General features: G+C 62.6%; 23 protein-coding genes and 3 pseudogenes. 9 read left to right on the top strand and 17 right to left on the bottom strand.

Annotation, left to right across the window (positions count from 1 at the left end; translation table 11 throughout):
• Window positions 1-368 precede the first annotated feature (368 nt).
• Entirely contained in the window at window positions 369-569 is a 201-nt protein-coding gene (locus GZH91_RS18440) for a glutaredoxin domain-containing protein (protein ID WP_223264640.1), read from the bottom strand.
• Here GZH91_RS18440 and GZH91_RS14295 point away from each other — a divergent pair.
• The 6 genes from GZH91_RS14295 to GZH91_RS14270 all read left to right on the top strand — a co-directional run bounded on the left by GZH91_RS14295 (window position 569) and on the right by GZH91_RS14270 (window position 8921).
• Window positions 569-913, top strand: a complete 345-nt coding sequence (locus tag GZH91_RS14295; RefSeq protein ID WP_147074925.1) for a hypothetical protein — start codon at window positions 569-571, stop codon at window positions 911-913. The two genes, GZH91_RS18440 and GZH91_RS14295, sit on opposite strands and share 1 nt — an antisense overlap.
• Window positions 913-1272 (top strand): inorganic phosphate transporter, encoded by a 360-nt coding sequence (locus tag GZH91_RS14290; protein ID WP_147074926.1) that lies wholly within the window; start codon window positions 913-915, stop codon window positions 1270-1272. The genes GZH91_RS14295 and GZH91_RS14290 overlap by 1 nt, the downstream gene beginning before the upstream one ends.
• Before the next feature lie 227 nt (window positions 1273-1499).
• On the top strand, window positions 1500-3002 hold the full coding sequence (gene zwf / locus GZH91_RS14285; RefSeq protein ID WP_147074927.1) for a glucose-6-phosphate dehydrogenase: 1503 nt from the start codon (window positions 1500-1502) through the stop codon (window positions 3000-3002).
• A 1-nt stretch (window position 3003) separates the two neighbouring features.
• Window positions 3004-4140, top strand: coding sequence for a glucokinase (locus tag GZH91_RS18150; RefSeq protein WP_161984287.1), 1137 nt, complete (start codon window positions 3004-3006; stop codon window positions 4138-4140).
• 90 nt (window positions 4141-4230) lie between these two features.
• On the top strand, window positions 4231-6879 hold the full coding sequence (locus GZH91_RS14275; protein ID WP_147074928.1) for an MGH1-like glycoside hydrolase domain-containing protein: 2649 nt from the start codon (window positions 4231-4233) through the stop codon (window positions 6877-6879).
• Complete coding sequence (locus GZH91_RS14270) at window positions 6876-8921, top strand: amylo-alpha-1,6-glucosidase (protein ID WP_147074929.1); 2046 nt, start codon at window positions 6876-6878, stop codon at window positions 8919-8921. Before GZH91_RS14275 ends, GZH91_RS14270 begins: the two co-directional genes overlap by 4 nt.
• Before the next feature lie 79 nt (window positions 8922-9000).
• Here GZH91_RS14270 and tnpC read toward each other — a convergent pair.
• The 10 genes and pseudogenes from tnpC to GZH91_RS14220 form a co-directional block, all read right to left on the bottom strand.
• Window positions 9001-9561 (bottom strand): annotated as a pseudogene (gene tnpC, locus GZH91_RS14265) (IS66 family transposase); the annotation flags it as partial.
• A 615-nt stretch (window positions 9562-10176) separates the two neighbouring features.
• Window positions 10177-13305, bottom strand: coding sequence for an efflux RND transporter permease subunit (locus GZH91_RS14260; RefSeq protein ID WP_147074930.1), 3129 nt, complete (start codon window positions 13303-13305; stop codon window positions 10177-10179).
• 3 nt (window positions 13306-13308) lie between these two features.
• Window positions 13309-14460 (bottom strand): efflux RND transporter periplasmic adaptor subunit, encoded by a 1152-nt coding sequence (locus GZH91_RS14255; protein ID WP_147074931.1) that lies wholly within the window; start codon window positions 14458-14460, stop codon window positions 13309-13311.
• Window positions 14457-15761, bottom strand: coding sequence for a TolC family protein (locus tag GZH91_RS14250; protein ID WP_147074932.1), 1305 nt, complete (start codon window positions 15759-15761; stop codon window positions 14457-14459). The genes GZH91_RS14255 and GZH91_RS14250 overlap by 4 nt, the downstream gene beginning before the upstream one ends.
• A complete protein-coding gene (locus GZH91_RS14245; RefSeq protein WP_161984286.1) occupies window positions 15758-15895 on the bottom strand; it encodes a hypothetical protein in 138 nt (45 codons plus the stop codon). The genes GZH91_RS14250 and GZH91_RS14245 overlap by 4 nt, the downstream gene beginning before the upstream one ends.
• Window positions 15885-16469, bottom strand: a complete 585-nt coding sequence (locus GZH91_RS14240; RefSeq protein ID WP_147074933.1) for a thioredoxin fold domain-containing protein — start codon at window positions 16467-16469, stop codon at window positions 15885-15887. The genes GZH91_RS14245 and GZH91_RS14240 overlap by 11 nt, the downstream gene beginning before the upstream one ends.
• A gap of 172 nt (window positions 16470-16641) precedes the next feature.
• Window positions 16642-17337: a cytochrome c biogenesis CcdA family protein gene (locus GZH91_RS14235; RefSeq protein ID WP_147074934.1), complete on the bottom strand. Its 696-nt coding sequence runs from the start codon at window positions 17335-17337 to the stop codon at window positions 16642-16644.
• A 1-nt stretch (window position 17338) separates the two neighbouring features.
• Window positions 17339-17953, bottom strand: coding sequence for a hypothetical protein (locus tag GZH91_RS14230; RefSeq protein WP_147074935.1), 615 nt, complete (start codon window positions 17951-17953; stop codon window positions 17339-17341).
• A 56-nt stretch (window positions 17954-18009) separates the two neighbouring features.
• A complete protein-coding gene (locus GZH91_RS14225; RefSeq protein WP_147074936.1) occupies window positions 18010-18267 on the bottom strand; it encodes a glutaredoxin family protein in 258 nt (85 codons plus the stop codon).
• Complete coding sequence (locus GZH91_RS14220; protein WP_147074937.1) at window positions 18260-18691, bottom strand: heavy metal-responsive transcriptional regulator; 432 nt, start codon at window positions 18689-18691, stop codon at window positions 18260-18262. The genes GZH91_RS14225 and GZH91_RS14220 overlap by 8 nt, the downstream gene beginning before the upstream one ends.
• Before the next feature lie 162 nt (window positions 18692-18853).
• Between GZH91_RS14220 and GZH91_RS14215 the strand changes: the two genes are divergently transcribed.
• The gene (locus GZH91_RS14215; protein WP_147074938.1) at window positions 18854-19066 is read left to right on the top strand and encodes a hypothetical protein; all 213 of its coding nucleotides are present in this window, start codon (window positions 18854-18856) and stop codon (window positions 19064-19066) included.
• A 173-nt stretch (window positions 19067-19239) separates the two neighbouring features.
• A pseudogene (locus tag GZH91_RS14210) lies at window positions 19240-19406 on the top strand (IS3 family transposase); the annotation flags it as partial.
• 143 nt (window positions 19407-19549) lie between these two features.
• On the opposite strand, the gene bufA1 reads toward GZH91_RS14210, so the two are convergent.
• The 6 genes and pseudogenes from bufA1 to GZH91_RS14175 all read right to left on the bottom strand — a co-directional run bounded on the left by bufA1 (window position 19550) and on the right by GZH91_RS14175 (window position 23942).
• Complete coding sequence (gene bufA1 / locus GZH91_RS17855) at window positions 19550-20254, bottom strand: BufA1 family periplasmic bufferin-type metallophore (protein WP_198415320.1); 705 nt, start codon at window positions 20252-20254, stop codon at window positions 19550-19552.
• A 46-nt stretch (window positions 20255-20300) separates the two neighbouring features.
• On the bottom strand, window positions 20301-21929 hold the full coding sequence (gene merA / locus GZH91_RS14195) for a mercury(II) reductase (RefSeq protein WP_161984285.1): 1629 nt from the start codon (window positions 21927-21929) through the stop codon (window positions 20301-20303).
• A gap of 168 nt (window positions 21930-22097) precedes the next feature.
• Window positions 22098-22424 carry a sigma-70 family RNA polymerase sigma factor gene (locus GZH91_RS18435; RefSeq protein ID WP_371860401.1) on the bottom strand — a complete coding sequence of 109 codons (327 nt, stop codon included), beginning with the start codon at window positions 22422-22424 and terminating at the stop codon, window positions 22098-22100.
• 40 nt (window positions 22425-22464) lie between these two features.
• A pseudogene (locus tag GZH91_RS14185) lies at window positions 22465-22700 on the bottom strand (sulfurtransferase TusA family protein).
• A 75-nt stretch (window positions 22701-22775) separates the two neighbouring features.
• Window positions 22776-23345 (bottom strand): carboxymuconolactone decarboxylase family protein, encoded by a 570-nt coding sequence (locus tag GZH91_RS14180; protein ID WP_147075166.1) that lies wholly within the window; start codon window positions 23343-23345, stop codon window positions 22776-22778.
• 63 nt (window positions 23346-23408) lie between these two features.
• Window positions 23409-23942: a TetR/AcrR family transcriptional regulator gene (locus tag GZH91_RS14175; RefSeq protein WP_161984334.1), complete on the bottom strand. Its 534-nt coding sequence runs from the start codon at window positions 23940-23942 to the stop codon at window positions 23409-23411.
• 622 nt (window positions 23943-24564) lie between these two features.
• Here GZH91_RS14175 and GZH91_RS14170 point away from each other — a divergent pair.
• Window positions 24565-25926, top strand: coding sequence for a TolC family protein (locus GZH91_RS14170; protein WP_147075173.1), 1362 nt, complete (start codon window positions 24565-24567; stop codon window positions 25924-25926).
• The last annotated feature ends 30 nt before the right edge of the window (window positions 25927-25956 follow it).

Genomic DNA, 25956 nt, shown 5'->3' with positions numbered 1-25956 from the left:
TGAGAGTGGATGGCGTCTCCTGTTTTTGGCGTTGAATCGACCACCATAAGGATGGTATCAGGATTGCCGTCGCGGACATCGGGCTCACCCAGGTTGCGCGTCGCCCAAGTGTAAGAAGCTTATAGACGAAACCATCTTCGGGGGGCGGGCTTGGCGACTTGAAAATTGGGGTGTGCGTCGAAATCCCATGAGACGAAAAGTCTGTGATGGCGCGTGCAATATCTCAGCGACCGCAGCCCGGGCAGGTCGGGCCGTTGGGTGCCTGGTTCCTTAATCTCGGGCAGAATCGGGGAGCGGATCGACTGGAATGCTTTTGCGGTCAGCAGCGGGCGCGCGTGGGGTCACCGCAGCCGAGCTTGCCAGTTCGGTCAGGTCGCCAATTCTGCCCAGGTACGGTCGCCGACGAAAATCCGCGGAACCGTGCGGCGGCTCGTGCGGGCGATCATCGTGTCGCGCCGAATGGATTGAGATCGACGCGAATTTTCGCGGTATCCAATGCCCTTGCATTGAAATAACTGCTCTGCACGCATGCAGAATAGGCACCACGCCGTTCTGTACCTCAGTACCAATGATGGAATACCTGTTGATTCTCAGCGCCCTGTCTCTGGCCTTCAGCAACGGTGCGAACGATAATTTCAAAGGGCTGGCCACGATCTGGGGATCGAAAACGCTGAGTTATCGCCAGGCACTCGTCCTCGCCATGTTGGCCACTGTTGCCGGCAGTCTGGCGTCACTGTTCCTGGCGGGAGAGCTGGTTCAGCAGTTCTCCGGCATGTTTCTGCGGCCACTACTGCTCAGCCCATTGCTTGCGGCGGCACTGGGGTTTGTCGCAAACCGCTTGCTTCGTTTACGGCCGGTTGATCTGGACTGTGCCTGTGTCGTCGCGCCGACATTAACGGCACCCCGAAATTGATGGCATTGCTGGTCGCCGCTCGACTGCTCGACACGCGCCTTTCCTTGGTGCTTATTGCCACGGTGATGGCCCTGGGAGGACTCTTGTTTGCCAGCCGGGTTGCCGAAACCATGAGCCAGCGCATGGCTCGCATGGACACCATGCAGGGTTTGGCAGCCAATCTGATCACGGCTACGCTGGTGCTGTTCGCAAGCACGATGGGGCTGCCGGTTTCGACGACCCATGTGGCGGTCGGGTCGATTGCAGGCGTTGGCGCAGATGCCAGGACCATTGACTGGCATACCGTGCGCAACATCCTGCTGTCCTGGGTGGCGCCGCTTGCCGCCGGAGTTGCATGGTTCCTGACGTCAGCCGGATGATGCGGTGGCCCAGACCAAAGCTAGAGAAGCCAGCCCGGTTTGTTCCGGCCCATGCAGCATGACCGGATCGATCGAGAGGAAAAACCTGACCCAGGAAGAAGTCACTATAGCGGTACCGGAACCCTGGTTAAATTTCCCGGCTTGTTGTTCATACCGCTTGATTCCGTACTTGACTACGGAAATAACATTGCACCCACACACTCTCATTCCCTTCTGAGGTTCATTCCATGGATAAAGCGAACATCGCCCCTCCCTGCCTGCTGGTCATCCTGGGCGCGGCGGGGGATCTCACCCGGCGCAAGCTGATGCCGGCGCTCTATGCCATGCATCGGGCGGGTCATCTGCCCGCATCCTTCGCCATCCTGGGCACGGCCCGGGCGGAGATGGACGACGCGGCGTTTCGCGCGGCCATGCGCGCGGCCTGCGACACCTTCGGCGAGGCGGTGACCGACACAGAGTGGACGTCATTTGCCGCGCGGCTGCATTACCAGACTGGTAACTTCAACGATGTCAGCGCCTACCAGTCCCTGGCGGCGCGCATCTCCGGACTGGACGCGCGCCATGCCACTGACGGCAACCGGATGTTCTTCCTCGCCACCCTGCCCAGTCTCTACGCCGGTATTGCCGCACAACTGGGCGCGGCGGGCCTGGTGCACAGCGACCCAGACGGGCCTTTTAGCCGGGTGCTGATCGAGAAGCCCTTCGGCCATGACCTCGCCAGCGCCCAGGCCCTGAACCGTGCCTTGCACGATGTGTTCCGCGAGGAGCAGATCTTTCGCATCGACCACTATCTGGCCAAGGAAACAGTGCAGAACATCCTCGTGCTGCGCTTCGCCAACGCCCTGTTCGAGCCGCTATGGAACCGCCAGCATATCGACCATGTGCAGATCAGTGCCACCGAGCACATCGGCGTGGGCAGTCGTGGTGGCTATTACGAAGAATCCGGCGTACTGCGCGACATGGTGCAGAACCATCTGCTGCAACTGCTGGCGCTGGTCGCCATGGAAGCTCCCCTGAGCTTCGCCGCCGACCGTGTGCGCGACCGCAAGGTGGACGTGTTCCGCGCCCTGCGTCCCCTGATTGGCGAGGATGCCTATCGTGACGTGGTGCTGGGCCAGTATGCCGCCTCCGCCGACGGCGCAATGCCGGGCTATCACCAGGAAGCAGGGGTCGCGTCCGATTCCATCACGCCGTCCTACGCAGCCCTCAAGGTACAGGTGGACAATTGGCGCTGGCAGGGCGTGCCCTTCTACCTGCGCACCGGCAAGCGCCTGGCGCAGGGCTGCGCCGAGGTGGTGGTGCAGTTCCGCACTATTCCCTTCTGCGCGTTCGGCGAGGAACAGGCCTGCACCCGTATTGCCCCAAACCGGCTGGTGCTGTGCATCCAGCCCGACGAATCGGTGCGTCTGGAATTCGCCGCCAAGGTGCCCGGGCCCGGCATGGCAGTGGAAACGGCGCGCATGCACTTCGGCTTCCATGGTCGCCATCCTGACGCGCCGCCCGCCTACCAGCGCCTGCTGCTGGATGCCCTGCACGGCGAGCAGCTGCTGTTCGCCCGCGCCGACGGGGTCGAAATGAGCTGGCGTTTCATTACCCCCATCCTGGAGGCCTATGCCGACCATCCCGGCGCGGAACCCTACGCCTATCCGGCGGGCAGCCGGGGCCCGGTGGCGGCGGATACCCTCATCGCCCGCGACGGCCACGCCTGGCAACCGTTGGGAGGTGTCTGAGATGCCTACCCAGGATGTACCGGTCAGCGTGCTGGCGGGCGATATCGGCGGCACCCATACGCGGCTCGCCCGCGCCGCCGTAGCAGGGCGGAAGGTCGAGATACTGGCGCAGGAAACCTATCCCAGCCAGGACTACGCCGGACTGGATGAAATCGTCGCCGCCTTCGCCTGCACCCATGCCCTGCATGTCGATCATGCCTGCTTCGGCATAGCCGGCCCAGTCGTGAACAATGTTGCCGAGATCACCAACCTGCCCTGGCGCGTGGATGCGCGCGCGCTGGCGGACACTTTCAAGCTGCAGACAGCCACGCTGCTCAACGACCTGGAAGCCAATGCCTGGGGTATCGCGGCACTGAACGACGCGGACTTTTGCAGCCTGCACCGCGGTGCGTCTCAAGCTGCGGTTATCGCCGCCGGCACCGGCCTGGGCGAAGCCGGGCTGTTTTGGGATGGTCATCGGCATCACCCCTTCGCCAGCGAAGGCGGTCATGCCAGTTTCAGCCCGGTTAACGCGCTGGAAGCCGCGCTGCTTACCCACCTGAGCGCGCGTTTCGGCCACGTAAGCTGGGAGCGGGTGCTGTCCGGCCCCGGCCTGGTCAATCTTCATGCGTTCCTGCTCGTTCATCGGCGCACTGCCACACCGCCGTGGCTGGACGATGAAATGCGCACGGGCGATCCGGCTGCGGCCATTGCCCAGGCGGCCTTGCTGGTTCGTCTGTACGGTGCCGAAGCCGGCAACCTCGCCTTGAAACTCATGGCGACCGGCGGCGTGGGCCGCATGGGACGGACGGTGGACGCGGAGACCGCGCCTCTGACCAATCCCGAGGCCTTCCAGTATGACATCGACCTCGCCGCCATGGCCGAGCTATGGCGGCGCGGCAGCGTGGTGGGCTCGTGGCTGCTGGATCTCTCCGCGCAGGCACTGCACGGCCATGCCGACCTGGCTGATTACAGCACGCGTGTCGCCGATTCCGGTGAAGGCCGCTGGACGGCGCTCGCGGCAGTGGAATCCGGCACCCCGATTCCGGTGCTGTCGGCAGCGCTGTTTGCGCGCTTCAATTCGCGCAATGAAGACGACTACGCCAGCCGCCTGCTCACCGCGATGCGGCATGGTTTCGGTGGGCACGGCATGAAATAGCGCGTACCGCCCCCCACAAATACCTGTCAGGAAATGTTCATCAGCTCGACGAACTTCAAACCACAACAAATAATAACGAGGGTAAGACAGATGAAAACCAGCACCGCTGAACATCGACGCTACCGGGAACTGCAGTCGGGTCTCACCCCCTGGCAACTGTGGGGGCCCTACCTGAGTGAACGCCAGTGGGGCACGGTGCGCGAAGACTACAGCGCCGACGGCGCCGCCTGGGACTATTTTCCCCACGACCACGCCCGCAGCCGCGCCTATCGCTGGGGCGAGGACGGCCTGGCGGGGATCAGCGATCACCAGCAGCGGCTGTGCCTGTCGCTGGCGCTGTGGAACGGCAAGGATCCCATCCTCAAGGAACGGCTGTTCGGTCTGACCAACGGCGAGGGCAACCACGGCGAAGACGTGAAGGAGTTGTATTACTACCTCGACGCCACGCCTACCCACAGTTACCTGAAATTTCTCTACAAGTATCCCCAGGCCGCATACCCCTACACCCGCCTGCTGGAACAAAACCGCCAGCGCGGCGCGGGGCAGCCGGAGTTCGAACTGCTGGACAGCGGCGTGTTCGACAACGACCGCTATTTCGATGTCCTGGTCGAATACGCCAAAGCCGACCCGCGCGATCTGCTGATGCGCATCACGCTGCATAACCGCGGCCCTGAAGCGGCCTCGCTGCATGTATTGCCGCAGCTCTGGTTTCGCAACACCTGGAGCTGGACCGGCAACACGGAACGTCCTTACATCGAGTCAGCCGGCGAGGGGAAGGCGCTAGCACGCCACCGGCAACTGGGCGGCTACCACTGGTACGCCGAGGGTGCACCGACCCTGCTGTTTACTGAAAACGACACCAATACGCGGCGGCTTTATGGTGCAGAGGCCGCCGGGCACTTCAAGGATGCCTTTCACGAGTTCGTGATCAATGGCCGGCAGGATGCGGTCTCCCCGCTGGGGCGGGGGAGCAAGGCGGCAGCGCATTATACGCTCGACATACCCGCCGGAGAAAGCCGGGTGCTGCGGGTGCGGCTGAGCAGAGAAATCCTGCCCGCGCCCTTTGCCGATTTCGACAAGATTTTTACCAGGCGCAGCAAGGAGGCAGACCAGTACTTTGATGCGATCCAGGAAGGCATAAGCGATGCGGACGCGCGCCTGGTCCAGCGCCAGGCGCTGGCCGGCATGATCTGGAGCAAGCAGTACTACCATTTCGACATCCCGCAATGGATCAAGGGTGACCCGGCCATGCCCGCGCCGCCGAAGCAACGGCGCCACGGCCGCAACCACGAGTGGCAGCATCTCAACAACGCCGACATCATCTCCATGCCCGACAAGTGGGAGTATCCCTGGTACGCGGCCTGGGACCTGGCTTTCCAGTGCCTGCCCCTGGCGCTGGTGGACCCGGTGTTCGCCAAGCAGCAACTGGTGCTGCTCACCCGCGAGTGGTACATGCACCCCAACGGCCAGCTCCCGGCCTACGAATGGGCCTTCGGCGACGTCAACCCGCCGGTGCATGCCTGGGCGACCTGGGAGGTCTACCGCATGGATCGCGAACAGAACGGCGGCAAGGGCGATCTCGCTTTCCTGGAACGGGTATTCCACAAGTTGATGCTTAATTTCACCTGGTGGGTCAACCGCAAGGACGCGGAAGGCCGCAACGTTTTCCAGGGCGGATTTCTCGGGCTGGACAACATCGGCGTATTCGACCGCAGCGCCCCGCTGCCCACCGGCGGCCACATCGACCAGGCCGACGGCACCAGCTGGATGGCCATGTACGCCCTCAACCTGATGCGCATTGCCCTGGAGCTGGCGCAGCACAATCCGGTGTACGAGGATATCGCCACCAAGTATTTCGAGCACTTTCTCTACATCGCCGCCGCCATGAACAATATCGGCGACCAGGGCATCGGTCTGTGGGACGAAGACGACAAGTTCTTCTATGACGTACTGCGATCGCCCAGCGGCGAGATGATGCCGCTCAAGGTGCGCTCCATCGTCGGCCTCATTCCCCTGTGTGCGGTCGAGGTGCTGGAACCGGAACTGCTCGACCGCCTGCCGGGGTTCAAGCTGCGGCTGTCCTGGTTTCTCAAGTACAACCCGGACATCGCCGCCCTGGTGTCGCGCTGGGAGGAGCCCGGCCGGGGCGAGCGGCGTCTGTTGTCATTGCTGCGCGGCTACCGCATGAAGCATCTGCTCAGGCGCATGCTGGACGGGGCGGAATTCCTCTCCGCGCATGGCGTGCGTGCCCTGTCACGCGCGCATCTTGATGAGCCCTATGTTTTTTGCTGTGAAGATATCCCCATGAGCGTGAAGTACCAGCCGGGCGAATCGGAAACGGGCGTGTTCGGCGGCAATTCCAACTGGCGTGGCCCGGTGTGGATGCCCATCAACTATCTGCTGATCGACGCGCTGAACCGCTTCCACAGCTATTACGGTGACGACTTCCGCGTCGAGTATCCCACCGGCTCGGGGCGGCAATGTTCGCTCAAGGAAATCGCCGACGACCTCTCGCGGCGGCTGACAGGCCTGTTTCTGCGCAACACCGAGGGTATCCGGCCGGCACTGGGCGCCAACGAAAAGTGCCAGAACGACCCCCACTTTCGCGACCATCTGCTGTTCCACGAATACTTCCATGGCGATGACGGGCACGGCCTGGGCGCATCGCACCAGACCGGCTGGAGCGGCCTGGTGGCCAACCTCATCCGCGCCGCCGGGCGCAATGGAGAGATGCCATGAGTTGTGCCAGCCGCTTGCCCGAATGGATACGCTTTGGACGCGAAGTGTGCGGTGATCCGGCGCAAGCCGAACGCCGCGAATGGTGGCTCACCAACGGCCGCGGTGCGTATGCCGCCGGCACCATCGCCGGGACGCTGACACGGCGCTATCACGGCCTGCTGATCGCGCCCATCGACCCGCCGCTGGGGCGCAGCCTGTTGTTCGCCAAGGCCGACGCCACCCTGCTCGATGGTGAAAATTCCTGGCCGTTGCATAGTAATCGCTGGGGCGGTGGGGTAGTTGATCCCGCCGGTTATCTGCATATCGAATCCTTCCATCTGGAAGGCCGCATGCCGGTCTGGCGCTTTTCCATCGGAGACGTGGTGATCGAGCAGCGCATCTGGATGGAACATGGCAAGGATACGACCTGCATCGCCTGGCGGCGGCTGGCGGGCGGATGCGACCGGCCACTCAGCCTGCGTGTGGCCTTGCTGGTCAGTGCCCGGGATTTTCATGCCATTTCAGCGCCCGGTGGATTCGCGCCGGCGGTGACGCTAGACGCTGACGTGCTGCATGTGGAACAGCCCGGTCGTTTCCGCTTGGGTTTGGGCGTGCGTGGCGGACGTATCGAACAGGACGCCACCTGGATCGAGCGTTTTGATCTGCCTGTCGAACGCGAACGCGGCCTGGAGGATAGCGACAACCACTTGCGTGTAGGCATCGCACACCTCGATTTGCTGTCCGGTGGCTGGTGCGGCGTGGTGGGCTCCCTGTCCAATGGCGGGCTACCCTATCTGGGAGAATCCCTGCGCTGCCATCAAAACCGTGATGCGTCCCTGCTCACTCATGCCTGCGTCACGTCGCCGGCGCTGACCGGCCCCCCGGCCTGGATCGACCAGCTGGTGCTGGCCGCCGACAGCTTTCTCATCGCGCGACCGCTACCCGACTTGCCTGAAGCAGAATCGGTGATCGCGGGTTATCCCTGGTTCGGCGAGTGGGGGCGTGACACCATGATCGCCCTGCCTGGGCTCACTCTCGCCACGGGCCGCTACGATACTGCCAAGCATGTGCTTGAAACCTTCACTCACCATGTGGATCAGGGCATGCTGCCCAATTGGTTCCCCGGCCCCGGGCAGACGCCGCAATACAATACCGCCGACGCCAGCCTGTGGTTCATCGAGGCCTGGCGCGCTTACATCGAGGCCACCGGTGACCTGCAAGCCCTGGCTCGTGCCATGCCCGTCCTGGCCGCCATCATCGCCGCCCATCGGGTCGGTACCCGCCACGGCATTGGCGAAGATCCGGCAGATGGGCTGCTCCGTGCCGGCGCGCCGGGTCTGGCGCTTACCTGGATGGACGCCCGGTTTGATGGCCAGGCCTTCACCCCGCGCATCGGCAAGCCGGTGGAGATTAACGCCCTCTGGTACAACGCCTTGCGCAGCATGGCGGACTTCAGCGACCAGCTTAAGATCCCGCAAACCTACGCCGACCCGGCAGATCGGGTGACTGCCTCATTCGCGCGCTTTGTGCGGGCGGACGGGGAGGGGTTGTTCGATGTGATCGACGCTCCCGAAGGCAACGACGCCAGCCTGCGTCCCAATCAAATTCTCGCCGTGAGCCTGCACCATTCTGCGCTTGATGCAGATAGCCGGCGCCGCGTGGTGGCCGTATGTGGCCGGCACCTGCTCACCTCATATGGCCTGCGCACGCTGGCGCCGGACGACCCGCGCCACCGGGCGCACTACCTGGGCGACGTGGTCAGCCGCGACAGCGCCTACCACCAGGGTACGGTCTGGGCCTGGCTGCTGGGTCACTATGCCTTGGCCGAGCATCGTGTCACCGGCGACGCGACACTGGCTCAGTCCCGCCTGACCCCGATTGCAGATCATTTACGCGACGCGGGCCTGGGCAGCGTCAGCGAGATTTTCGACAGCGCCTCACCACACACGCCACGCGGCGCACCCGCCCAGGCCTGGTCGGTGGCCTGTGTGCTGGATGCCTGGTGTCGCCTGGAACGTGCCAGGCGGGCAGACGATCACCATGCGCATGGCAGCCGTCAGTGACCGGCTATTCCGCGCCAGTTTGATCGGATGGGTACCCGTATGCTCGCGGGCGCTATGGGCGGCAGCGCGGCGCTGGGCTGGGTGGCCCCGACTTCAGGTCATGACTGCGGTACGCCCAAAGGTACGCCTTCCTGGTTTTTTCCGTGCCCGGGTCAAGCTGTGGAACCGGGGTTTCATCCGCATGCAGCACACTGCGCTCCCGCAGCAATTCAGCCAATCGGTCCGCCAGCGGTTGCAACGCCACCCCGACGCGCCCCACCCATTCGGCCAGCGTGGAGCGCGCCAGCGGCACTTGGCTACGGGCGGCAATCTGCCCCCACCGGTAGAGCGGCAAGTGATCCATGAACTTGCTGACCATCACCCAGGTGAGCAATCCGGGTGCCGCCATGCCGCCGTCGATCACGGCGGCGGGAATTGGTGCGGCAGTGATGGTCTCGCAAGACCTGCAGGCATACTGCGGGCGAATGTGGCGATGCACGAAGAAGCGGGCGGGCTCGACATCCAGTTGTTCGCTGATGTCTGCGCCAATCTTGACCAGATCCTGGCCACACTGGCCGCAGGTGCAGGGTGCCGGTTCATGCCGGTGTTCAATGCGCGGCAGGTGCTCGGGCAGTGGCTGGCGACCTGCTCGTCCCCGCGGCGCGGGCTTGGGCGTTGAACTGAGCTGTTCATCCTCAGGTGCCAAGCCGGGAATCGTAAACCCCGGTGATCTGCAAGAACTCGGCAAAGAAGCCCGGTTGGGCGTTGCGGGGCGCGCTTGGCGGACTGATCCCAGCGCATTTGAATTCGCCCGCCAGGCGTATCTACTGTCATCACTTCCTGCGCCTGTGATTGAGCAGGAAATTGCCGCCTCTTCGCTTCACCCATTTGGTGAGTCCCCTGATCTCGTTGAAACAGGTCAACTGCCGGAAATAGGATTAATGCCGCACTTCCGCTACCGCCATTTTTCTACGCGGTTGTTGGCGAAATCCACAGCGAATACAGTTCCGCCGTCGGTTCCCGTCTATGGGCGCGCTGCCTGAATGGCCAACGCACCGCGTGCCCTTTATGGATACAAACTGTGAAGCCGCCATCGGTGTCGCAGTCTCAACCGCATGCTGGAAGCCGGACGCCAGAAATCCGTCCGCAGTACGCAAAAATTTTCATAACACCCAGATCACAGCCACAGCCATCATGCCGTCCTGTTTTTATCCATGCGCCAACGCCCAGGGTCAGGGCGGCCGGGACTTATCGGCGGGCGGCGTGCCGCGGGCGTTCATTTGGTGCTTCCCAGCGGTTTGGAATCGGTGACGTTTGCAGCCGCCCCGGCCGCTTTCTTCCTGCCGCTCACCCAGACGTAGAACATCGGCAGATAGAACAGGCTGAGGAAGGTGCCGATCAACAGGCCACCGATGGCGGCGTCGGCCAGCGGCGACAGGCGCTCGAGGCCGACCGCGCGCTGCATGGCGATCGGCACCATGCCGGCAATGGTGGCCATTGCGGTCATCAGGATCGGACGGTAGCGCAGGCGGATCGAACCCGCGGCGGCGCTATAGGCATCCTGTCCTTCGCGCGTGCGCTCCTGAATGAAGTCCACCATCAGGATCGAGTTCTTGATAATGATCGAGAACAGCAACACGATACCGAGAATGGCGGGCAGCGCCATGGCCTTGCCAAAGGCGAGCAGCCCCCAGATCGCACCGATCGCCGACAGCGGCAGGATCAGGATCGACAGCACGGCCAGCCCGACGCTGCGATAGGCCGGCACCAGCACGCCGAACAGCACCATCATGCCCAGCCCCAGACCCAACACCATCAGTTTGCTCGACTCCTGTGCGCTGGCGAAGTCGCCGTGATCCTCGGCACTCACACCGGGCGGCAGCACCTTTTCCACCGCCGCCATCGCACCGGTGCTCAGGAAGCTGACCGGGACCGTGTCACGGAATCCATAGAGATCCAGGCTGTAGCGGATGCCACCGGTGGTCAGCACGGCTGTGCTCGGCTGGAACACCAGATGCGCCACCTCGGCGAGCGTCGTGTCGCGCCCATCGGGCAGGCGCAGCGGCAGATTCATCAGCGCCTGCGGATTGCTGCGATAGGGCATGTCGAAATATAGCCGCACCGGGATGCTGCCCATGCTGGGCAATCGGCTGAATGCGGCGACCGGCAAGCCTTTCAGCGGCAGCTGCGCGGTGACCTGATCGGGTGTCAGGCCGAGCGTGCGCAGCCTGGCGTCGTCGAGCGCGAGCACCGCTTCCTCGCTGTCGCGGTCCCAGGTGGCAGACACGGAGGTCAGCCCGGGAACGCCAAGCATCGCCGCCCGTGCCTTGTCCGCCGCCGCAGGCAGCAGGCGCCAGTCATCTGCCATCAAACGAATGTCCACAGGCGCCTTGATGCTGGACAGTGCCGTGGCGCCAAAGTCGTAGGCATCGTTGGTCACCACGCCGGGAATGGTCGCAATCCGTTTGCGCAGGCCGGCCTCGATCTGCCAGCTGGTCGTTTTGCGGTACAGGCGGTCGACGTAGGTCAGGGTGTAGCTCGCCTCGCCCGGCAACTGACCCGAGCCGAGCGAGAGCACGCCCGGCTCCGAGCCGTACGCCGCGTCCCAGCGGATCAGTTGCGGGTCTTGATCAAGCCCATGCTCAAATGCCGCCAGGCGCGCCTCGGCCTCGTGCACGGTGACATTGCCGCCGAACTTGACATGTACCCGCACGATGCCGGTATCCATCGGCGGCAGCGCCTCGCGGCCGATCAGCGGCAATACGGCGCGCGCGCTGAACACCAGCAAGGCGAGCGCCAGCAGCAGGAAGAGCACGCGCCGCGCGCTACGCCCGTCGAAGGCAAAGCGCAGCAGCCCGAGATACAGCCCTGCTCCCGGTCCGATAAAACGCTGATAGCCGCGCTCGATGGCCTGTTCCCAGCGCGCCTTGGGCGGCAAACCCTGGCGATACCAGAACAGCGAAATGCGCGGGATCAGCGTGACCGCCAGGAAGTAAGACACGAACACCGCGATCAGCACCGGATACACCAGATGGCTGAACACCTGCTGCGGAAAGCCGCCGACGAACATCAGCGGCGCGATCACCACCGCTGTGGCAAGGGTGCCGATGAACACCGGAAACAGCACTTCCTGCGTGCCGGCGCGGACAGCCGTCTTTACATCCTCGTGCAGTTCGTCCAAGTGGCGTTCAATGTTCTCCAGCACCACCACGGCGTCATCCACCAGCATGCCCAGCGCCAGGATGATGCCGGTCATCGCCAGCACGTTGAGTTCCTTGCCGGTAAGCCAGAGCACGGCCAGAGTGAGCAGAAAAACCAGCGGTATGCTGATCAGCGCGGTGGCCACCGCGCGCCAGCTGGCCAGGAACAGCAGCATCACCAGCGCGACGAACACCACCGCGTCGCGCAGGGTATCGAGCATGTTGCTGTTGGAGGTCTGGATCAGCGGCCCCTGGGTATCGGCGACGCTGAACTGGATATTGGGAAAGCGCGCTTCGAGAGACGGCAGAATGCGCTGGGCGGCATCGATGGTGGACTGCACGCTGCCACCGGGCGCGCGCTGGATGGCTATCGCGATCGCCGTGCCCGCCTTGCTGTGGAAAGCGGAAAAGCGCTCGGCCGAGCTCATACTGACGGTGGCAACGTCGCCCAGGATCAGTCCGCCGGTCAGCGGCAGCGTGCGCAGCGCGTCCACGCTCACCCGTTCGCCATACACCGTGAGCGTGCGAAAGGCGCCGTCGCCCTGCTCGACGCCCACCGGGTAATCGCGGTCAATGCGGGCAATCAGTCCCTGCAGCGTCGCCGGATCGATGTGGTAACGGGCCAGCTTCAGTGGATCGAGATCCACCCGCACGGCAGGCTGATGGCCGCCGAAGATCTCCACGTTGGCAATATTGGGCTGGGTGAGAAAGGCGGTACGGATGTCGTTTCCGGCCAGCATCCGCACCTGCTCCGGGGTCAGCCCGCTACCCGGCCTGGGCGTCAGCGCGAGCGTCAGCACCGGATTGATGAATACCCCCACGGCGTATTCGCTCGACGGGCTCGCCTCGGGCGGCATCGCTGCGCGTGCCTGGGTCAGCGCATTGCTCACATCCAGCAGCGCGCGATCCAGACCTTTGGTGTACTCGAAATCTGCGGTGACGATCGACACCTCGTTCTTGTTGATGCTCTGTACATCACGCACACCCGACAGGGTGTAGAGCTGCTGCTCGATCGGGCGCGAGACGCGCTGCGCCACGGTCAGCGCCGAGGCGCCCGGCAGCTGGGTGATCACCGTAACCGACGGCGGGTCCAGGTCCGGGTACAGGTTGCGCGGCATGTTCAGATAGCCGATCACCCCGAGCAGCGAGCCAATCACCAGGATGACGCCCAGCAACAGCGGGCGCTTATAGAAGAAATCGAACATGGCTCAATTCTTCCCGGCGATGCGGTAGGGCGTGCCACCCGCCAGCCGATTGAGCACGTCTTGACTGGCGCAGGCGATGTGCGCGCCGACCAGTCCTGTTGGCCGTGCCGCCGCGCCCTCGACACCGCTGGCCAGCAGATTTACGCTCTGCGCCTGCGCCGGGCCGCGGCCATCGGCCGGCAGCCGGATCACCGCGGCGCGGCGTCCGTCATTGTTGAGCATGCACTGACCCGGCAGGAACACACCGCTGCCAGAAAAGGTGACCAGATCGACCGCGACCTTGGCACCGGGCATCAGCCCATCCACGCGCGCCTCCCAACGGCGCTGGCCCTGCGCGGTGGCCTCGGGCCAGGGGCGCACAGGATAGTCGCGACCGCCCAGGCGCAGCGCGACTAGCGGGACGTTATCCGCCGTGTCCACAAGAACACGCTGCTGGCCGAGCGCCACGATGCGCAGCAATGGCCGGCCGGGGGTGGCGAGATCGCCCGGCTGCACCAGACGCGCGGCGACCACACCGTCGAATGGCGCACGCATCACGGCATAGGCCAGATTGGCTTGCGCTGAAGCCGCTGCGGACTTGGCCGCTATTCGTACCTTGTGATAGCCATCCAGCGCGGCCCGGGCGCCGCGTAGCCGAGCCTCGGCCGCCGCTGTGGCCGCCTGTTCGGCCTGCAAGGATTGCAGCGAAATTCCCTGGATTTTGTAGAGTGCCTGCGCACGCTCCAAGCGCTGCCGCGCGGCGCTGGTGTCGGCCTGGGCAGCGGCGAGCGCGCTGTGCAGCGTACCGGAGTCCAGCTCGATACGCGCCAGATCCGACTGGCTGCGCAGCAGACCGGCCTGCGCGTCCGCCCGGTCGATCTCGACCAACACCTCGCCACGCTTGAAGGCGCCTGCCTCAAACAGCGGCATACGCTTGACGTAGCCGGAGAGGCGACTGGCGAACACGGCCTGTTGCAAGGCCTGCACATCCGCCACCGCGGGACGGGTCAGCCGCACATCGCTGATGTCCAGCGTGCGCGCATTGATCACCGTCGCCCAGTTTTGCGGGCGCGGCGCGCTGGCGAGCACCTTGTGCTGGTGCCGCACCAACGCCACGGCGCCCAACAGGAGCACTGTCACCACAGCCCCGGCGATCAAAACCTTCTTCTTATTCATCGCTTCAAATCCCATGTCTGGATATACGTCGCGGGGGCGGCCCCCTGCAGGACCTGGATTGACGACCAGGCCAGCGCCGCCTGCGCCTCGGCATCGGCCAGTTGAAATTGCGCATCCAGGCGGTCGCGTTCCTGGCGCAGCAGGTTTTCCATCGTGCTGGCTCCCAGCCGCCATTTCTCGCGCTCGACCGCAACCACCCGAGTGCGATGTTCGACTTCGGTTTGGAGCGCCTGGGCGTTTGCCAGCGCGGCCTGATAACTTGCATTAAGCGCGGCGATTTGCGAGACCGTATCGCTTTGCGCCGCGCGCACCTGATCGGCCGCGGCCCGGGCACGCACGGCCGCCGCCGATGCGCTGCGGTAGGCCGCCGCATCAAGCGGGATGACCATATTGACCCCTATGGACCAGGCATCACGATGCACATCAGCGCCGCTGTATTGCGCATACTGTGCATTGCCGCTAAAGGCGGGCAGCAGGCTGCGTCTAGCTTTCGAGGCTGCTGCGTCGGCTGCGTGCAATTGGGCGCGAGCGAGCGCCACCGGCAGGCTCGCCCGCGTATCGGCCGGCGCCAGACGAGGAATGGAAATCGCCCCCGACAATGCGGCTGTAGTGGCGCCCGAAGCGGCTTGCAACGCAGCCAGCGCCGCTCCGCGATTGCCCTCGAGCACGGTTTGCCGCGCATTCAGCCGCGCCAGATCGCTTTGCACCAGACTCACATCGAGGCCAGCCGCGCTGCCGAGTTTGACCTCTGCGCGAACGCGCCTGGCGTAGGCGGCCAGTTCTTCTTGCTGTGTGCTCAGTGCCGCCGCCTGCTGTGCCAGCGCCTGTAGCCGCACATAGGCGCTCAGGGTCTGGTGCAGACGCAGCAGGGTTTCCTGCCGCGCCAGCAGTTCAGCGGATTGCTGGCCTGCACGGGCCTGGGCACGTTCGGCGGCAATCACGCCGAACACGTCAACCGGCAAGGTATAGGCAATCCCATACTGGCTGATGTCCTGCGCTAGCGGAATGGGCGACAGTGGCAAAATCGGAGTGAAAATGCCGACCACGCGCGGGCCTTCGAAATGCGTTCTGCCTGCAAACGCGCTCCCGGAACCGAAGTAGCGCAAATCGGCAGCGCCCAGATCACGACGCGCCGCCTCGGCCTGACCGGTACGCGCCGCAATGGCCGGGTTATCGAGGGTGTGCCGCAGAAGATCGGTCAGCTCGCTCGCGCCAGCCGCGCCGGCGAGACCCCAACCCAGCAACCCTGCCGCCAGCGCCGCAGCCAGGTGAGAAAATCTGCACACCAGGCCACCTTTCATGCCATCTTTAGGCCGCCGGCGCGCACCCCGATTACCACGTCGGCAGTGGACATCACGCCATGGCCCAGGATGGATTGGATATCCGCCAGCCTGTCGAGCTGGACCGCCTCGCTGGCCGCGGTTCTATCGGACACGATCCAGCACCTTGCGCAGCGCGATCGGCGACAGCACGCCCTGCATTACCATGGCTTCACCGGATTTCGACCGAAACAGCATGGTGGGCACAACCGGGATACCAAGCTGATTCAGGAGCGCTTCGTTCGCGCGCAGACGCGCCAGGGTGGCGGCGGACGGAATCTGTTCGGAAATGCTGCCGGTGTACGCCTCCGTGTTGTAATGCGCTTCGTTGTAATCGAGCGCAGCCCTGGGGTCCTGTGCTTGCATGATCGCCGCCGCCTTGCCGGGACTCGTGGCATCCAGGATGGCTACGGGAATCCACCGCAGTTGCAGATCGTAGGGCGCAATCAATGGCTGCAAGTTCTTATACAGCAGCGGGCAGTACGCACAGTTGGGATCGAAGACCACATACAGCACGCGGCGCCCCTGGCCCTGCGCGATCCAGGTCGCCTTCGGCGCTGCGGCGAGTGCGGTTTCGATGCGGGATGTCTGCTTGTCGCTGGCAGCCAAAGCCGCTGCGCCGCCGGTGAGGCCGCACCACAGGCCGAGCATCAACAGGCCTGTGGTCATCTGTTTTGCATTGAATCGCATGGACAATCTCCTCAATAATATCGTCAGCGCAGCGTGCACCCGGCCCAGATTCCTGCGACATCAAATCGCCGCCACTTTCCGGCTGAATTTGCAACAATGCCCGGCCAGAAACGCAACAAAGCCAGCCCGGCTTACTACCCATCAGGAATCCTCATGCGTCCGCGGCCGTGCGCTATGCCGCCAGCGCCGGAATGACATAAAAATAGGCATTGAGCATGTACAGGCCCGACAAAATAAGCAGCAGCGCCCCGATGATTTCAAATATCCGTTGTGAATGCCTGAGGGATTTCAGGCTTTCCAGCCAGCCGATCGCCCAGGCGCCGAGGATGATGGGCACGGCGCGCCCCAGCGCAAAAGCCAGCAGCAAGGTGGCGCCAAACAGCGGGGAACCGATGCCGGTCGCCACGCCCAGCAGGATGACGAGCGCGGGCGTGCAAAACGGACAGATCGCCACCGAAAACGGAATCCCCAGCGCGAACGCTCCCCAGCCGCTGGTGGCGCGTTTGGCGCGGAAGGTGATGGCGGGAAGGGGGAGCTTGATCCAGCCTGGCCACATCAGCCCCAACAGGATCAGCAAAGGGCCCAGCACCAGGCCCCACTCGCGCCCCATGAGCTTTTGCACCCACAGCCCGCCCAGGCCGGCGATGAATCCCATCAGCACGTGCGTCACGATCAGGCCGAGAATGAACATGCCGCCGAACAGCACGGCTTTTTTTGTCTCGTGCGCCTTGGTGACATAGGCGAGCGATACCGGGATCGCCGCCAGCGCGACCGGATTGAAGCTGAAAATGAACCCCGCCGCGAATCCCACGCCGAGCGAAGCCAGGCTGGCCTGTTCCAGCGTGCTGCGCAATGTTTCCATATCCATCTCAAACTCCCGCTTGCCAAATCAACAAGGCGCCGCCCCATAACAACAAGGTGGTGAGGTAGGGGCTCAGGCTGGCGGCTTTGCTGAGAAAGGCCCGATGTGCCGCATCGAGTTCGTGGGTGCTATCCCAGAGCGTGGGCAGCGTGAACATGACTGCGAACACCAGTCCCGCCAGCACTGCGACACCGGGCCGTTGCGTTAGCGCGGACAGGATGCCGACGATGAGCACCAGCGGCAGCGTGCAGGCCGGTAACGTCAGGCCAAGCCTGAGCCCCTGCGACAGGCCGTCATGCCGGGGAAGCAGGCGGTAAACCTCGAGATGCGGGACCGGCAGATAAATCTTGCGGGTGATCAGATAGACCAGGCCAATCCCGCCGAGCATCAGCATCGCCGTATTTGCGGAAAGCTCCGCCAATCCGATCGCGGCAGCGGCGCTGAATACCGCCACCAGCAACAGTACCCGGGACAGCGTAAGCTGAACCAGCGCCAGCCAGCGCTGCTTTACCGAAGCATGACTGGCGCGTACCGCAAACAGGGTGTGCGTGGCAATCGTGCAAGGCTCGAAAAAAGACAAAAATCCCAGCACCGCGGCGGTCATTAACAATATCGTATTCATCACACCCTCCTGTCATTCGTTCGGCTGTCAAGCGCTACCCGATGTAGCAAGATTGTTCATACCAGCCGCTTGCCGAGTTCCGTCCGCAATTTATCCGGGCTGGGCAGCGACGAAAATGCCAGCTTGCCGTCAATCGCGATCGCGGGCGACGACATCACGCCCAGTTCCACGGCATAATCCATTTCCTCCAGAATGTTCACGTCGCGCCAGGTGATCCTGCCCTGTCCCATTTCTTCCACAATGGTTTTAAGCATATTTTTGGCCTGGGCGCACTTGCCGCAGCCGGGTGACGAAAACACTTCCACTTTAACCATTTCGATCTCCTTTCAATTGTTTCTCCATGCTGCTCTCCAGCGCCGCGAGAATCGGGCATTCCTGCAGCGGCCGGGTTTCGTCATCGCAAACCGTGATGAGCTCGCTGAGCGCCTGCGACATGACCCGTAGCGCTTTGATCTTGTGCTCCAGATGCAGTTTTTTCTCGATGGCGACGCTCTTCACGTCCTTGCAGCAGGCGGCATCGCTGCTCTTCAAAGCCAACAGCTCGCCGATTTCCGCCAAGCTGAAACCACAATGCTGCGCCTGTTTGATGAAACGCAGGCGCCGAATGGCGACGTCATCGTACAAGCGGTATCCGGCGTCGGTTTTCCTGGCCGGCGCAAGCAATCCTTCCTTCTCGTAGTAGCGGACGGTATCGGTCGTCACGTCAACGCGGAGCGCAAGCTTTCCTATCGTAAGCACGGGTTCTCTCCTTCATCGTTTTTACATTCTAGACCTTGGAGTTAAGACCAAGGTCAAGGGAAAAATTGCTGCACATCAAAAAAATATACCAGCGCGAGATCCGCGATCTCGCCCGCAAAGTAAGGCTATCGGATTCAGAAATTCGCCGCCGATGGCACGTTCTTGACCCTCTTCGACACGAAGGGAAGCGGCCAATACCAGTTGAATCACGCTGCCATGGCGGTGGCCGGCGACAGGACGGTCTTCACTGTCGATTTCGGCAGCAACCACGTAGGAAAAGGTGGCTGGAGAAGTCTCATGCTCAATCCCCAATGGCGAAGCCGGGATAGAGCGCAGTACCCGCCGTCGATGAATAAGCTGATGCCGTTGAAGTAATCCACATTGTCAGACGCGAGCCACACCACGACCTGCACGATCCTCCGGCTCGCCGATATGCTTGCAAGGAATCAGTTATATGAGTTTGTCGCAAGTTTCGTGTGTCCCCATGCCGGGCGGTTGATGAGCGTGCGAATGGTGCCGGGGCAGACGTTGTTGACACGGAAGCGATCGGCCTCACGGAAATCTTCAACACCGACCAAGGCGCTCAATTTACGTCGGACACCTTCACTGGCAAACTGAGCAGTCACGGCATCCAGGTCAGCATGGACGGCAAAGAGCGGTGGCGAGACAAGGTGTTGTCGAACGGCTTTGGTGCAGCGTGAAATACAAGGAGGTTATACCAGGGCAATCAACTCGATTATCGAGGCTGCCCCAACTCATCGCTGCCGGCGATGACGTACCAGCAGCAGTAGTACGGGCACAGGGGAAGCCGTGTGCATGATCTACCACCCTTGTGCTATCCGCTGTGTCCATTCCGCTTCATTTGCCACTACTGGCTAGCTTGCCACCGATCTTCTCACACGTGCCTTTTGGGACATACTTGAAATCGTCCGGTGCATTATCAACGGTCGCCTGGCCGTTGCAGCCATGCAACGCGGTAGAGCAGTCGTTCTGGCCGGCCTTCGCTATACCGAAACACTTTTCAGTGGGACCATCTGCGCTCGTCTGCGCGCCCGGTGAGAATACTTCCACGGACTTGTACATACCGTACAACCCGCCCGCCGCCAGCAGGCCCATTACGGCTTGGGTGGCGAGACGCCTTGCATCGTTGGTGGTCGCCTTGGCCGCCGGCGCCTCGCAGGCAGTTGCACACGCCGCGGCCCGGCGACCATTCACGGCATCCCACACACTCCCTGCGACAAGGACTGTGAGCCCCACATAAATGGGCCATGACTTCGGATAGAACCCGGTCACCAGCAGCCATAGCCCGGCGGCACCCGCCAATCCGCCGGCCAGGCCGAGCCAGAATGGGGCGACGTCGCCGTGGCGGCGTGCTGAACGGAACAGGGTCCACAGGCTATACCCGGTGAAGGCCACGAACAACGGGAACAGATAGGCATCGTGGACCAGAAATCCCAGTCCCGCCGCACCTATCGCCGTGAGAATCACCGGAATACCCAGGCAACAGGCGGTGGCCACGCCGGCGCCAATCAGACCGGAGAATTGTTTGATGAGATCTTTCATTGCGACATCTCCTTCAAAAATTGCCTCATGGTCCAAGCGGCGCGGTTCAACCCGCGCAGCAAGACAACTGCTTCACGTCCTTGAAAAAAGTCTGTGCGCAGAGCTTCAAGCCTTCGACCATGGTGAGATAAGGGAACAGCAGTCCGGCCAGCTCCTCGACCGTCATGCGATTGCGGATGGCGAGCACCGCCGTCTGGATGATTTCCCCGCCTTCCGCCGCCAGCACCTGCGCGCCCAGCAGACGGCCGGACGCTTTTTCCGCCACCAGCTTGATGAAGCCGCGCGTGTCGAAATTGGCCAGCGCCCGCGGCACGTTGTCCAGGCTCAGGGTGCGGCTGTCGGTTTCGAGGCCAAGCCTGGCCGCCTGCGCTTCGCTCAAGCCCACCGTCGCCACCTGCGGGTCGGTGAACACCACGGCAGGCATGGCGGACAAATCCAGCGCGGCATCGCCGCCGGTCATGTTGATCGCGGCGCGGGTGCCGGCGGCCGCCGCCACATACACGAACTGCGGCTGGTTGGTGCAGTCGCCCACGGCATAGATATGCGGCACCGAGGTGCGCATGTGGTCGTCGATGATGACCGCACCGCCGGCGTCGGTGTTCACCCCGGCGCTATCCAGATTCATGCCGGCGGTGTTGGGCTTGCGCCCGGTGGCGACCAGCAAGCGGTCGCCGCTGAGCGTCTCGGTCCCGATATCCACCTGGAACAGCTTGCCGTCGAAACGCACATTGTTCACGCCGGTATCGGTCAGAATGCGCATGCCTTCACCTTCCAGCACGGCCTTCAGTGTATCGCCGATGGCGGGATCTTCCCTGGAGAGCAGCGCGGAGCGCGCCACCAGCGTCACCCGCGCGCCCAAACGCAGAAACGCTTGCGCCAGTTCCAGCGCCACCACCGAGCCGCCATGGACGATGAGATGTTGCGGCAGTTCTTCCGCCACCAGCGCATCGGTGGAGGTCCAGTAAGGCGTGCCCTTCAGGCCCGGCGTGTCGGGGATCGCAGGCGCGCGGCCGGTGGCGATCAGGATGCGGTCGGCGGCGATTTCCTTCTCGCTGCCGTCGGCCTGTTTCACCACCAGGGTATGGGCGTCCTTGAAACGCGCAAAGCCTTTTTCCAGCGTGATGCCGGGGTTGGATTCCAGGATGCTTTCATACTTGGCGTGACGCAATTCATCCACCCGCGCTTGCTGCTGCGCCACCAGGGCTGCGCGGTCAACCACGGCCGGCTGTTTTTTCAGCCCGTCGAACGGGTTGTCGCTTTGCAGGTGGGCGATGTGCGCGGCGCGAATCATGATTTTGGACGGCACGCAGCCGACGTTGACGCAGGTGCCGCCGATTTGCCCCGCCTCGATGACCGTCACAACCGCACCGCCTTCGACAGCGCGGATGGCGGCCGCGAACGCTCCCGAGCCGGTGCCGATGATCGCGACTTTGAGGCCGGTCGTCTCCCCCGCTGCCGCAGCATCACCCAGCGCTTCGGCACCGTAGCCTGCGGCCTTGATCGCGCTGACAAGGGTCGAGACGGTCAGATCGGCGGCGGTTTCAACCTGCGCGCTGCCCGCCGCGTAGGACACCTCGGCCCGGCTTACGCCAGCCACGGCCGACAAGGCCTTTTCGATGGATCTGGCGCAGTGGTCGCAGGTCATGCCGGTGACACGTAAATTATGCATGCTCATTTTGCTTTCTCCTGGGTTATGGGTAGTGCTATCCTAACTACCGTACCAAGATACAGAGTCAAGCGAGTTTCACTTCAGCGCGATGTGATTGTGTATGACGTGGTAATAACCCAAAATCCGCTAAGGTTTTTTATAGGGGTCAGCGCACGAAACGGAAAAAATCGTTCGCTAAGGTCTGGCCGAATGCCACTGCTTGCCCAGATTCGCTCTAAGCCGCAACCTGGCGCGATGGAGCATGACATGAAGATTGCTGACCGAGATCCCCAAAGAGTTACAGATATCTTCTGTCTCCAGTTCAAAGAACTCACGCAGCAAAAATACCTTGGCTTGCCGTGGGGGCAGATCGCTCAAGCAGTTCTCAAATACCTGCCAGAACTGTTTTTCCCGCAGCGTGGCTTCCGGGTTCCCCCACTTCGCAGGACATTCATCCAGCCGCCAATATCCCTCGCCATCAAAGAATGCCGAGAAGTCTTCCTCCGGCGCTGCTTCCCGAATTTGGCGAGTGACGCCAACCTGCCGGTACTTCTGCCGCAGACTATCTGCAATCTTGTTTGCGGATCATGAATATGTATTCGCCGCCAGACTCCGCAGTTGACACCAGTTCGTTGCCTGTCTGCTTGGTGAAGGCTTGCATGTCCTTTATCGCACCGGGGGCGGTTGCGCTGACCTTAAGCACTTGCCCAGCCAGCAGTTCGTTCAGGGATTTCCTGGTGCGCAGGATGGGCAGCGGCAGTTCATTCCACGCGCATCCAGTTCTTTGTCGTATTCCATGACGCTCTCCTTACATACCGACTTGGGGAAAGCCGCCATCCGCCGTCGGCGAGCGGACGCGACAGGTGGTTATGCTCAGCCCGCCCATGCCCGTGCGGCAAACAGGTCGTCCACCGGCGTGTGGAACAGATGGTTGGCGTAGTTGCTCAAGGTCTTCACGGCGATGGCCAGTATGATTTCCAGGATGTGCCGCTCGCTGTAACCGGCGCCGAGGAAGGCGGCTACATCGTCGCGACTGGGCAAGCCCCTGCTGTCGACCATCGTCTGGCTAAACGCGGAGAGTACCGCCAGTTTTGCGTCGGCAACGGGACGGCCGTCACGGATGGCATCGGTCACATCCACGGGCACTTTCGACATATGGTCAGCCAGAAAACAATGCGCCGCGACGCAGTAGCTGCAACCGTTCTCGCGGCTGACTGCCAATAGCACGACCTCCTGCTCCGCCGGGGTAAAGCCGGAGTCCTCGCGAAAACGGGTGTAGCCGTGGATATAGGTATCCAGCAGGCCGGGGCTGTTGGCCATTACGCGGTACATGTTGGGCACGAAACCCAATTTGGCTTCGGCTTCTTCCAGCAGCGAGCGCGACAAAGGCTGCGCTTGTTCCGCAGTGAGGGCAGGCAGGGTGAGACGGTATTCGGCTTGCATGGTGTACTCCTTCAATTTCAGGTTGATAATTGGACTGACCGTTCCATAATTGGCCAAAATAGATCAGTCCAGGGCTTTCAGGGCAACATTGATGATGCCCTTAAGTACGTCGGCCTCGGCACCTGCCTTGGCCAGTGTCTTGAGTCCGCTCATGCTGCTGACCAAATAACCGGCCAGGATCGTCGGGTCGCGTTTCGCATCGATCTCCCCCTCTCGCTGGGCGCGCTCCACAGCGGCTCGCAGCACTGCCCGGAAGCGTTCGATACCCTGGGCAACCTCACCGGCAATGGCGGGGTCGCGCTGGGCGAACTCATTGGCGGTGTTAAAGAGCAGACAGCCACGCGATCCGCCCGGCGCGCGCACTTCGTCCGGCACCGCATGCAGAAAGTCAGCGATGAAGCGGCGTCCGGATTCGGCCGCCTCCAGACGCTGGCGCAACTGGCTTGTCAGCATGTCCTGATAATGGCGCATGCACAGTCCGAACAACCGCTGTTTGCTGCCGAAAGCCTGGTAGAGACTGCTTCTGGAGATGTCCATGACCGCCAGCAAATCCTGCATGGAAGTGTTTTCATAACCTTTACGCCAGAACAATTCCATGGCCGCCTCCAAGGCGGTTTCCGGATCGAATTCAAGAGGGCGTCCAATACTTGTAATCATCGATGCATTATGGAACAATCGGTTCACAATGCAAATGTTTATTCAAACAAGCTACTCATCTCGCATCAAATCTGCCGCTCTCGCGCGCCATGGATGGTTGTTCGGATTAGCCGGGCAGAGGATGCGGTATCCGCGTCCAGGAGCACAAAGCCCACCGCGTGGCCGGGCATGGCAGGCCAGACAAAAGCCCAGGGGTCGAACGGGCATGGTGCGCGCCTTAAATATTGTGATGAATATAGGGATTAGTCGCCGAGCAGGTTAAAACCTGACAGCCACGCTCACGAAACTGTGTCTCCCACTCGCTTGGCCGAGCTTCAGCGCGCCTGAAACGCGACGATCAACAGGCAGGAGACGGTTCTTTTGCTCGCACGGTGGTTGTTTGGTTTTTGTAAGAAACGCCCAGCTCGGTAGACTATAGTGGCAAGCGAAATGATATCGCCCAAACTTCTCGAAGTATGCGGAATATCGCTATTCCGCTATAAAACAAGGCGGTTGACGGTCCGGAAAAGTTGTCGGAAACGGCACCCGGCCGCCCCATGAAGCAAGGAATTCAGCAGTGAAAATGAAAAAATCGAGCACATTATCCCGGTTCATGCTGGCGCTGGCAGTTGCGTGGCCGGCAGGCAGCTTGGCGCAAACCGTGAACCTGGCGCAGGCGGAGCAAATGAGTCTGAGCGCCGACCCGCGGGTCAAGGAACGCGAGCAACTGGTGGAATCGGCGCGCGCCCTGCTCGAACAGGCGCAGGCCAAGGATGGCTGGCGCGTTAACGCCAACCTGTTTGTGGGGCTGGCGCCCCAGGTGAACGGCGGTTTTTATCAGGGCGGCGCCCCCTCCGGCACCACGCCGCGTCGCGACGGCCCGTTTCCGGGAGGCCTGTCCGACTGGACCTCGCTGCAGGTTGCGCTGATCAAACCGCTGTTTACGTTTGGCAAAATCCAGCATTACAGCGAGGCTGCGCAGGGCAATATCGATGTCAGGCGCGGCGATGTGCGCATCAGCAGGGCGGACACGGTGCTGGACGTCAAGCGCGCTTACTACGGTTACCTGACGGCGCGGGATTTGCGCCGTTTCCTGGAAGACGTGCAGAGCCGGCTGGACAGCGCGGTGACCCGCGTTAGCCACAACCTCAAGGAGGATAATGGCCAATCCAGACAATCGGATTTGTACGCGCTGCAAGCGGCGCGCGGCATGCTGGGCAAATATCTGAGCCAGGCCAAAGCCATCGAAAAAATCAGCCTGGATGGCCTGAAGGTGCTCACCGGTGTGGGCATGGATGCCGATCTGCAAGTGGCCGACGCCAGCCTGGCGCCGGTGGCGCTGCCCCGGGATAGCCTGGCGGAACTGCAGTCGCGCGCGCTGCTGGACCGCCCGGAAATGGCGCAACTGGAAGCCGGCATGCGTGCGCGTCGCGCCCTGGTGGCCGCGAAAAAATCGGAGCAATACCCGGACGTTTATGCGGGTATTGTAGGGACGGCCAATTACGCATCGCGGCGCGATCGGCTCAACAATCCCTATATTTATGACCCGTTCAACAACGCCGGTCTGACCCCGGTGGTCGGGGTGAAATGGGACATGGAATTCGGCGTGGTGCCTGCCAAAGTGGCGCAGGAGCAGGCCGAACTGGAAGCGCTCAACTATAAAAACCAGTATGCGCAGGCCGGGATTCCGTTCCAGGTATCTGCGGCGTATCAGCAGGTTCAGGCCAACTACGACGCGCAGCGCGATCTGGCCGCAGGCGCTGCGGCGGCGCGGCGCTGGATGATATCCGCGCTGGCGGATTTTAGCGCCGGACTCGGGCATGCCGATAAAGTCGCCGAGGCCCTGAAAAGCTACGCGCTTACCCAGGCGGAGTACCTGAAAACGGTGAACGATTACAACATGGATGTTGCCCAGATGTACCGCGCTGTCGGTGAACTCAAGTAAAACCACCTCTAAAGGCCAATACAAATCATG

Source organism: Sulfuriferula plumbiphila (assembly GCF_009938015.1).
Classification (GTDB): Bacteria; Pseudomonadota; Gammaproteobacteria; order Burkholderiales; family Sulfuriferulaceae; genus Sulfuriferula; species Sulfuriferula plumbiphila.
This window is presented reverse-complemented; position numbering and strand designations above follow the sequence as displayed.

Coding starts and splice junctions, on each gene's coding strand:
- GZH91_RS14235 (WP_147074934.1), bottom strand. CDS start 17,337: ATGGATATGGAAACATTGCGCAGCACGCTGGAACAGGCCAGCCTGGCT.
- zwf (WP_147074927.1), top strand. CDS start 1,500: ATGGATAAAGCGAACATCGCCCCTCCCTGCCTGCTGGTCATCCTGGGC.
- GZH91_RS14295 (WP_147074925.1), top strand. CDS start 569: ATGATGGAATACCTGTTGATTCTCAGCGCCCTGTCTCTGGCCTTCAGC.
- GZH91_RS18150 (WP_161984287.1), top strand. CDS start 3,004: ATGCCTACCCAGGATGTACCGGTCAGCGTGCTGGCGGGCGATATCGGC.
- GZH91_RS14225 (WP_147074936.1), bottom strand. CDS start 18,267: ATGGTTAAAGTGGAAGTGTTTTCGTCACCCGGCTGCGGCAAGTGCGCC.
- GZH91_RS14260 (WP_147074930.1), bottom strand. CDS start 13,305: ATGTTCGATTTCTTCTATAAGCGCCCGCTGTTGCTGGGCGTCATCCTG.
- GZH91_RS14180 (WP_147075166.1), bottom strand. CDS start 23,345: ATGCAAGCCGAATACCGTCTCACCCTGCCTGCCCTCACTGCGGAACAA.
- GZH91_RS14290 (WP_147074926.1), top strand. CDS start 913: ATGGCATTGCTGGTCGCCGCTCGACTGCTCGACACGCGCCTTTCCTTG.
- GZH91_RS14250 (WP_147074932.1), bottom strand. CDS start 15,761: ATGAAAGGTGGCCTGGTGTGCAGATTTTCTCACCTGGCTGCGGCGCTG.
- GZH91_RS14255 (WP_147074931.1), bottom strand. CDS start 14,460: ATGAATAAGAAGAAGGTTTTGATCGCCGGGGCTGTGGTGACAGTGCTC.
- GZH91_RS14240 (WP_147074933.1), bottom strand. CDS start 16,469: ATGCGATTCAATGCAAAACAGATGACCACAGGCCTGTTGATGCTCGGC.
- GZH91_RS14170 (WP_147075173.1), top strand. CDS start 24,565: ATGAAAAAATCGAGCACATTATCCCGGTTCATGCTGGCGCTGGCAGTT.
- merA (WP_161984285.1), bottom strand. CDS start 21,929: ATGAGCATGCATAATTTACGTGTCACCGGCATGACCTGCGACCACTGC.
- GZH91_RS14275 (WP_147074928.1), top strand. CDS start 4,231: ATGAAAACCAGCACCGCTGAACATCGACGCTACCGGGAACTGCAGTCG.
- GZH91_RS14270 (WP_147074929.1), top strand. CDS start 6,876: ATGAGTTGTGCCAGCCGCTTGCCCGAATGGATACGCTTTGGACGCGAA.
- GZH91_RS14230 (WP_147074935.1), bottom strand. CDS start 17,953: ATGAATACGATATTGTTAATGACCGCCGCGGTGCTGGGATTTTTGTCT.
- GZH91_RS14175 (WP_161984334.1), bottom strand. CDS start 23,942: ATGGAATTGTTCTGGCGTAAAGGTTATGAAAACACTTCCATGCAGGAT.
- bufA1 (WP_198415320.1), bottom strand. CDS start 20,254: ATGAAAGATCTCATCAAACAATTCTCCGGTCTGATTGGCGCCGGCGTG.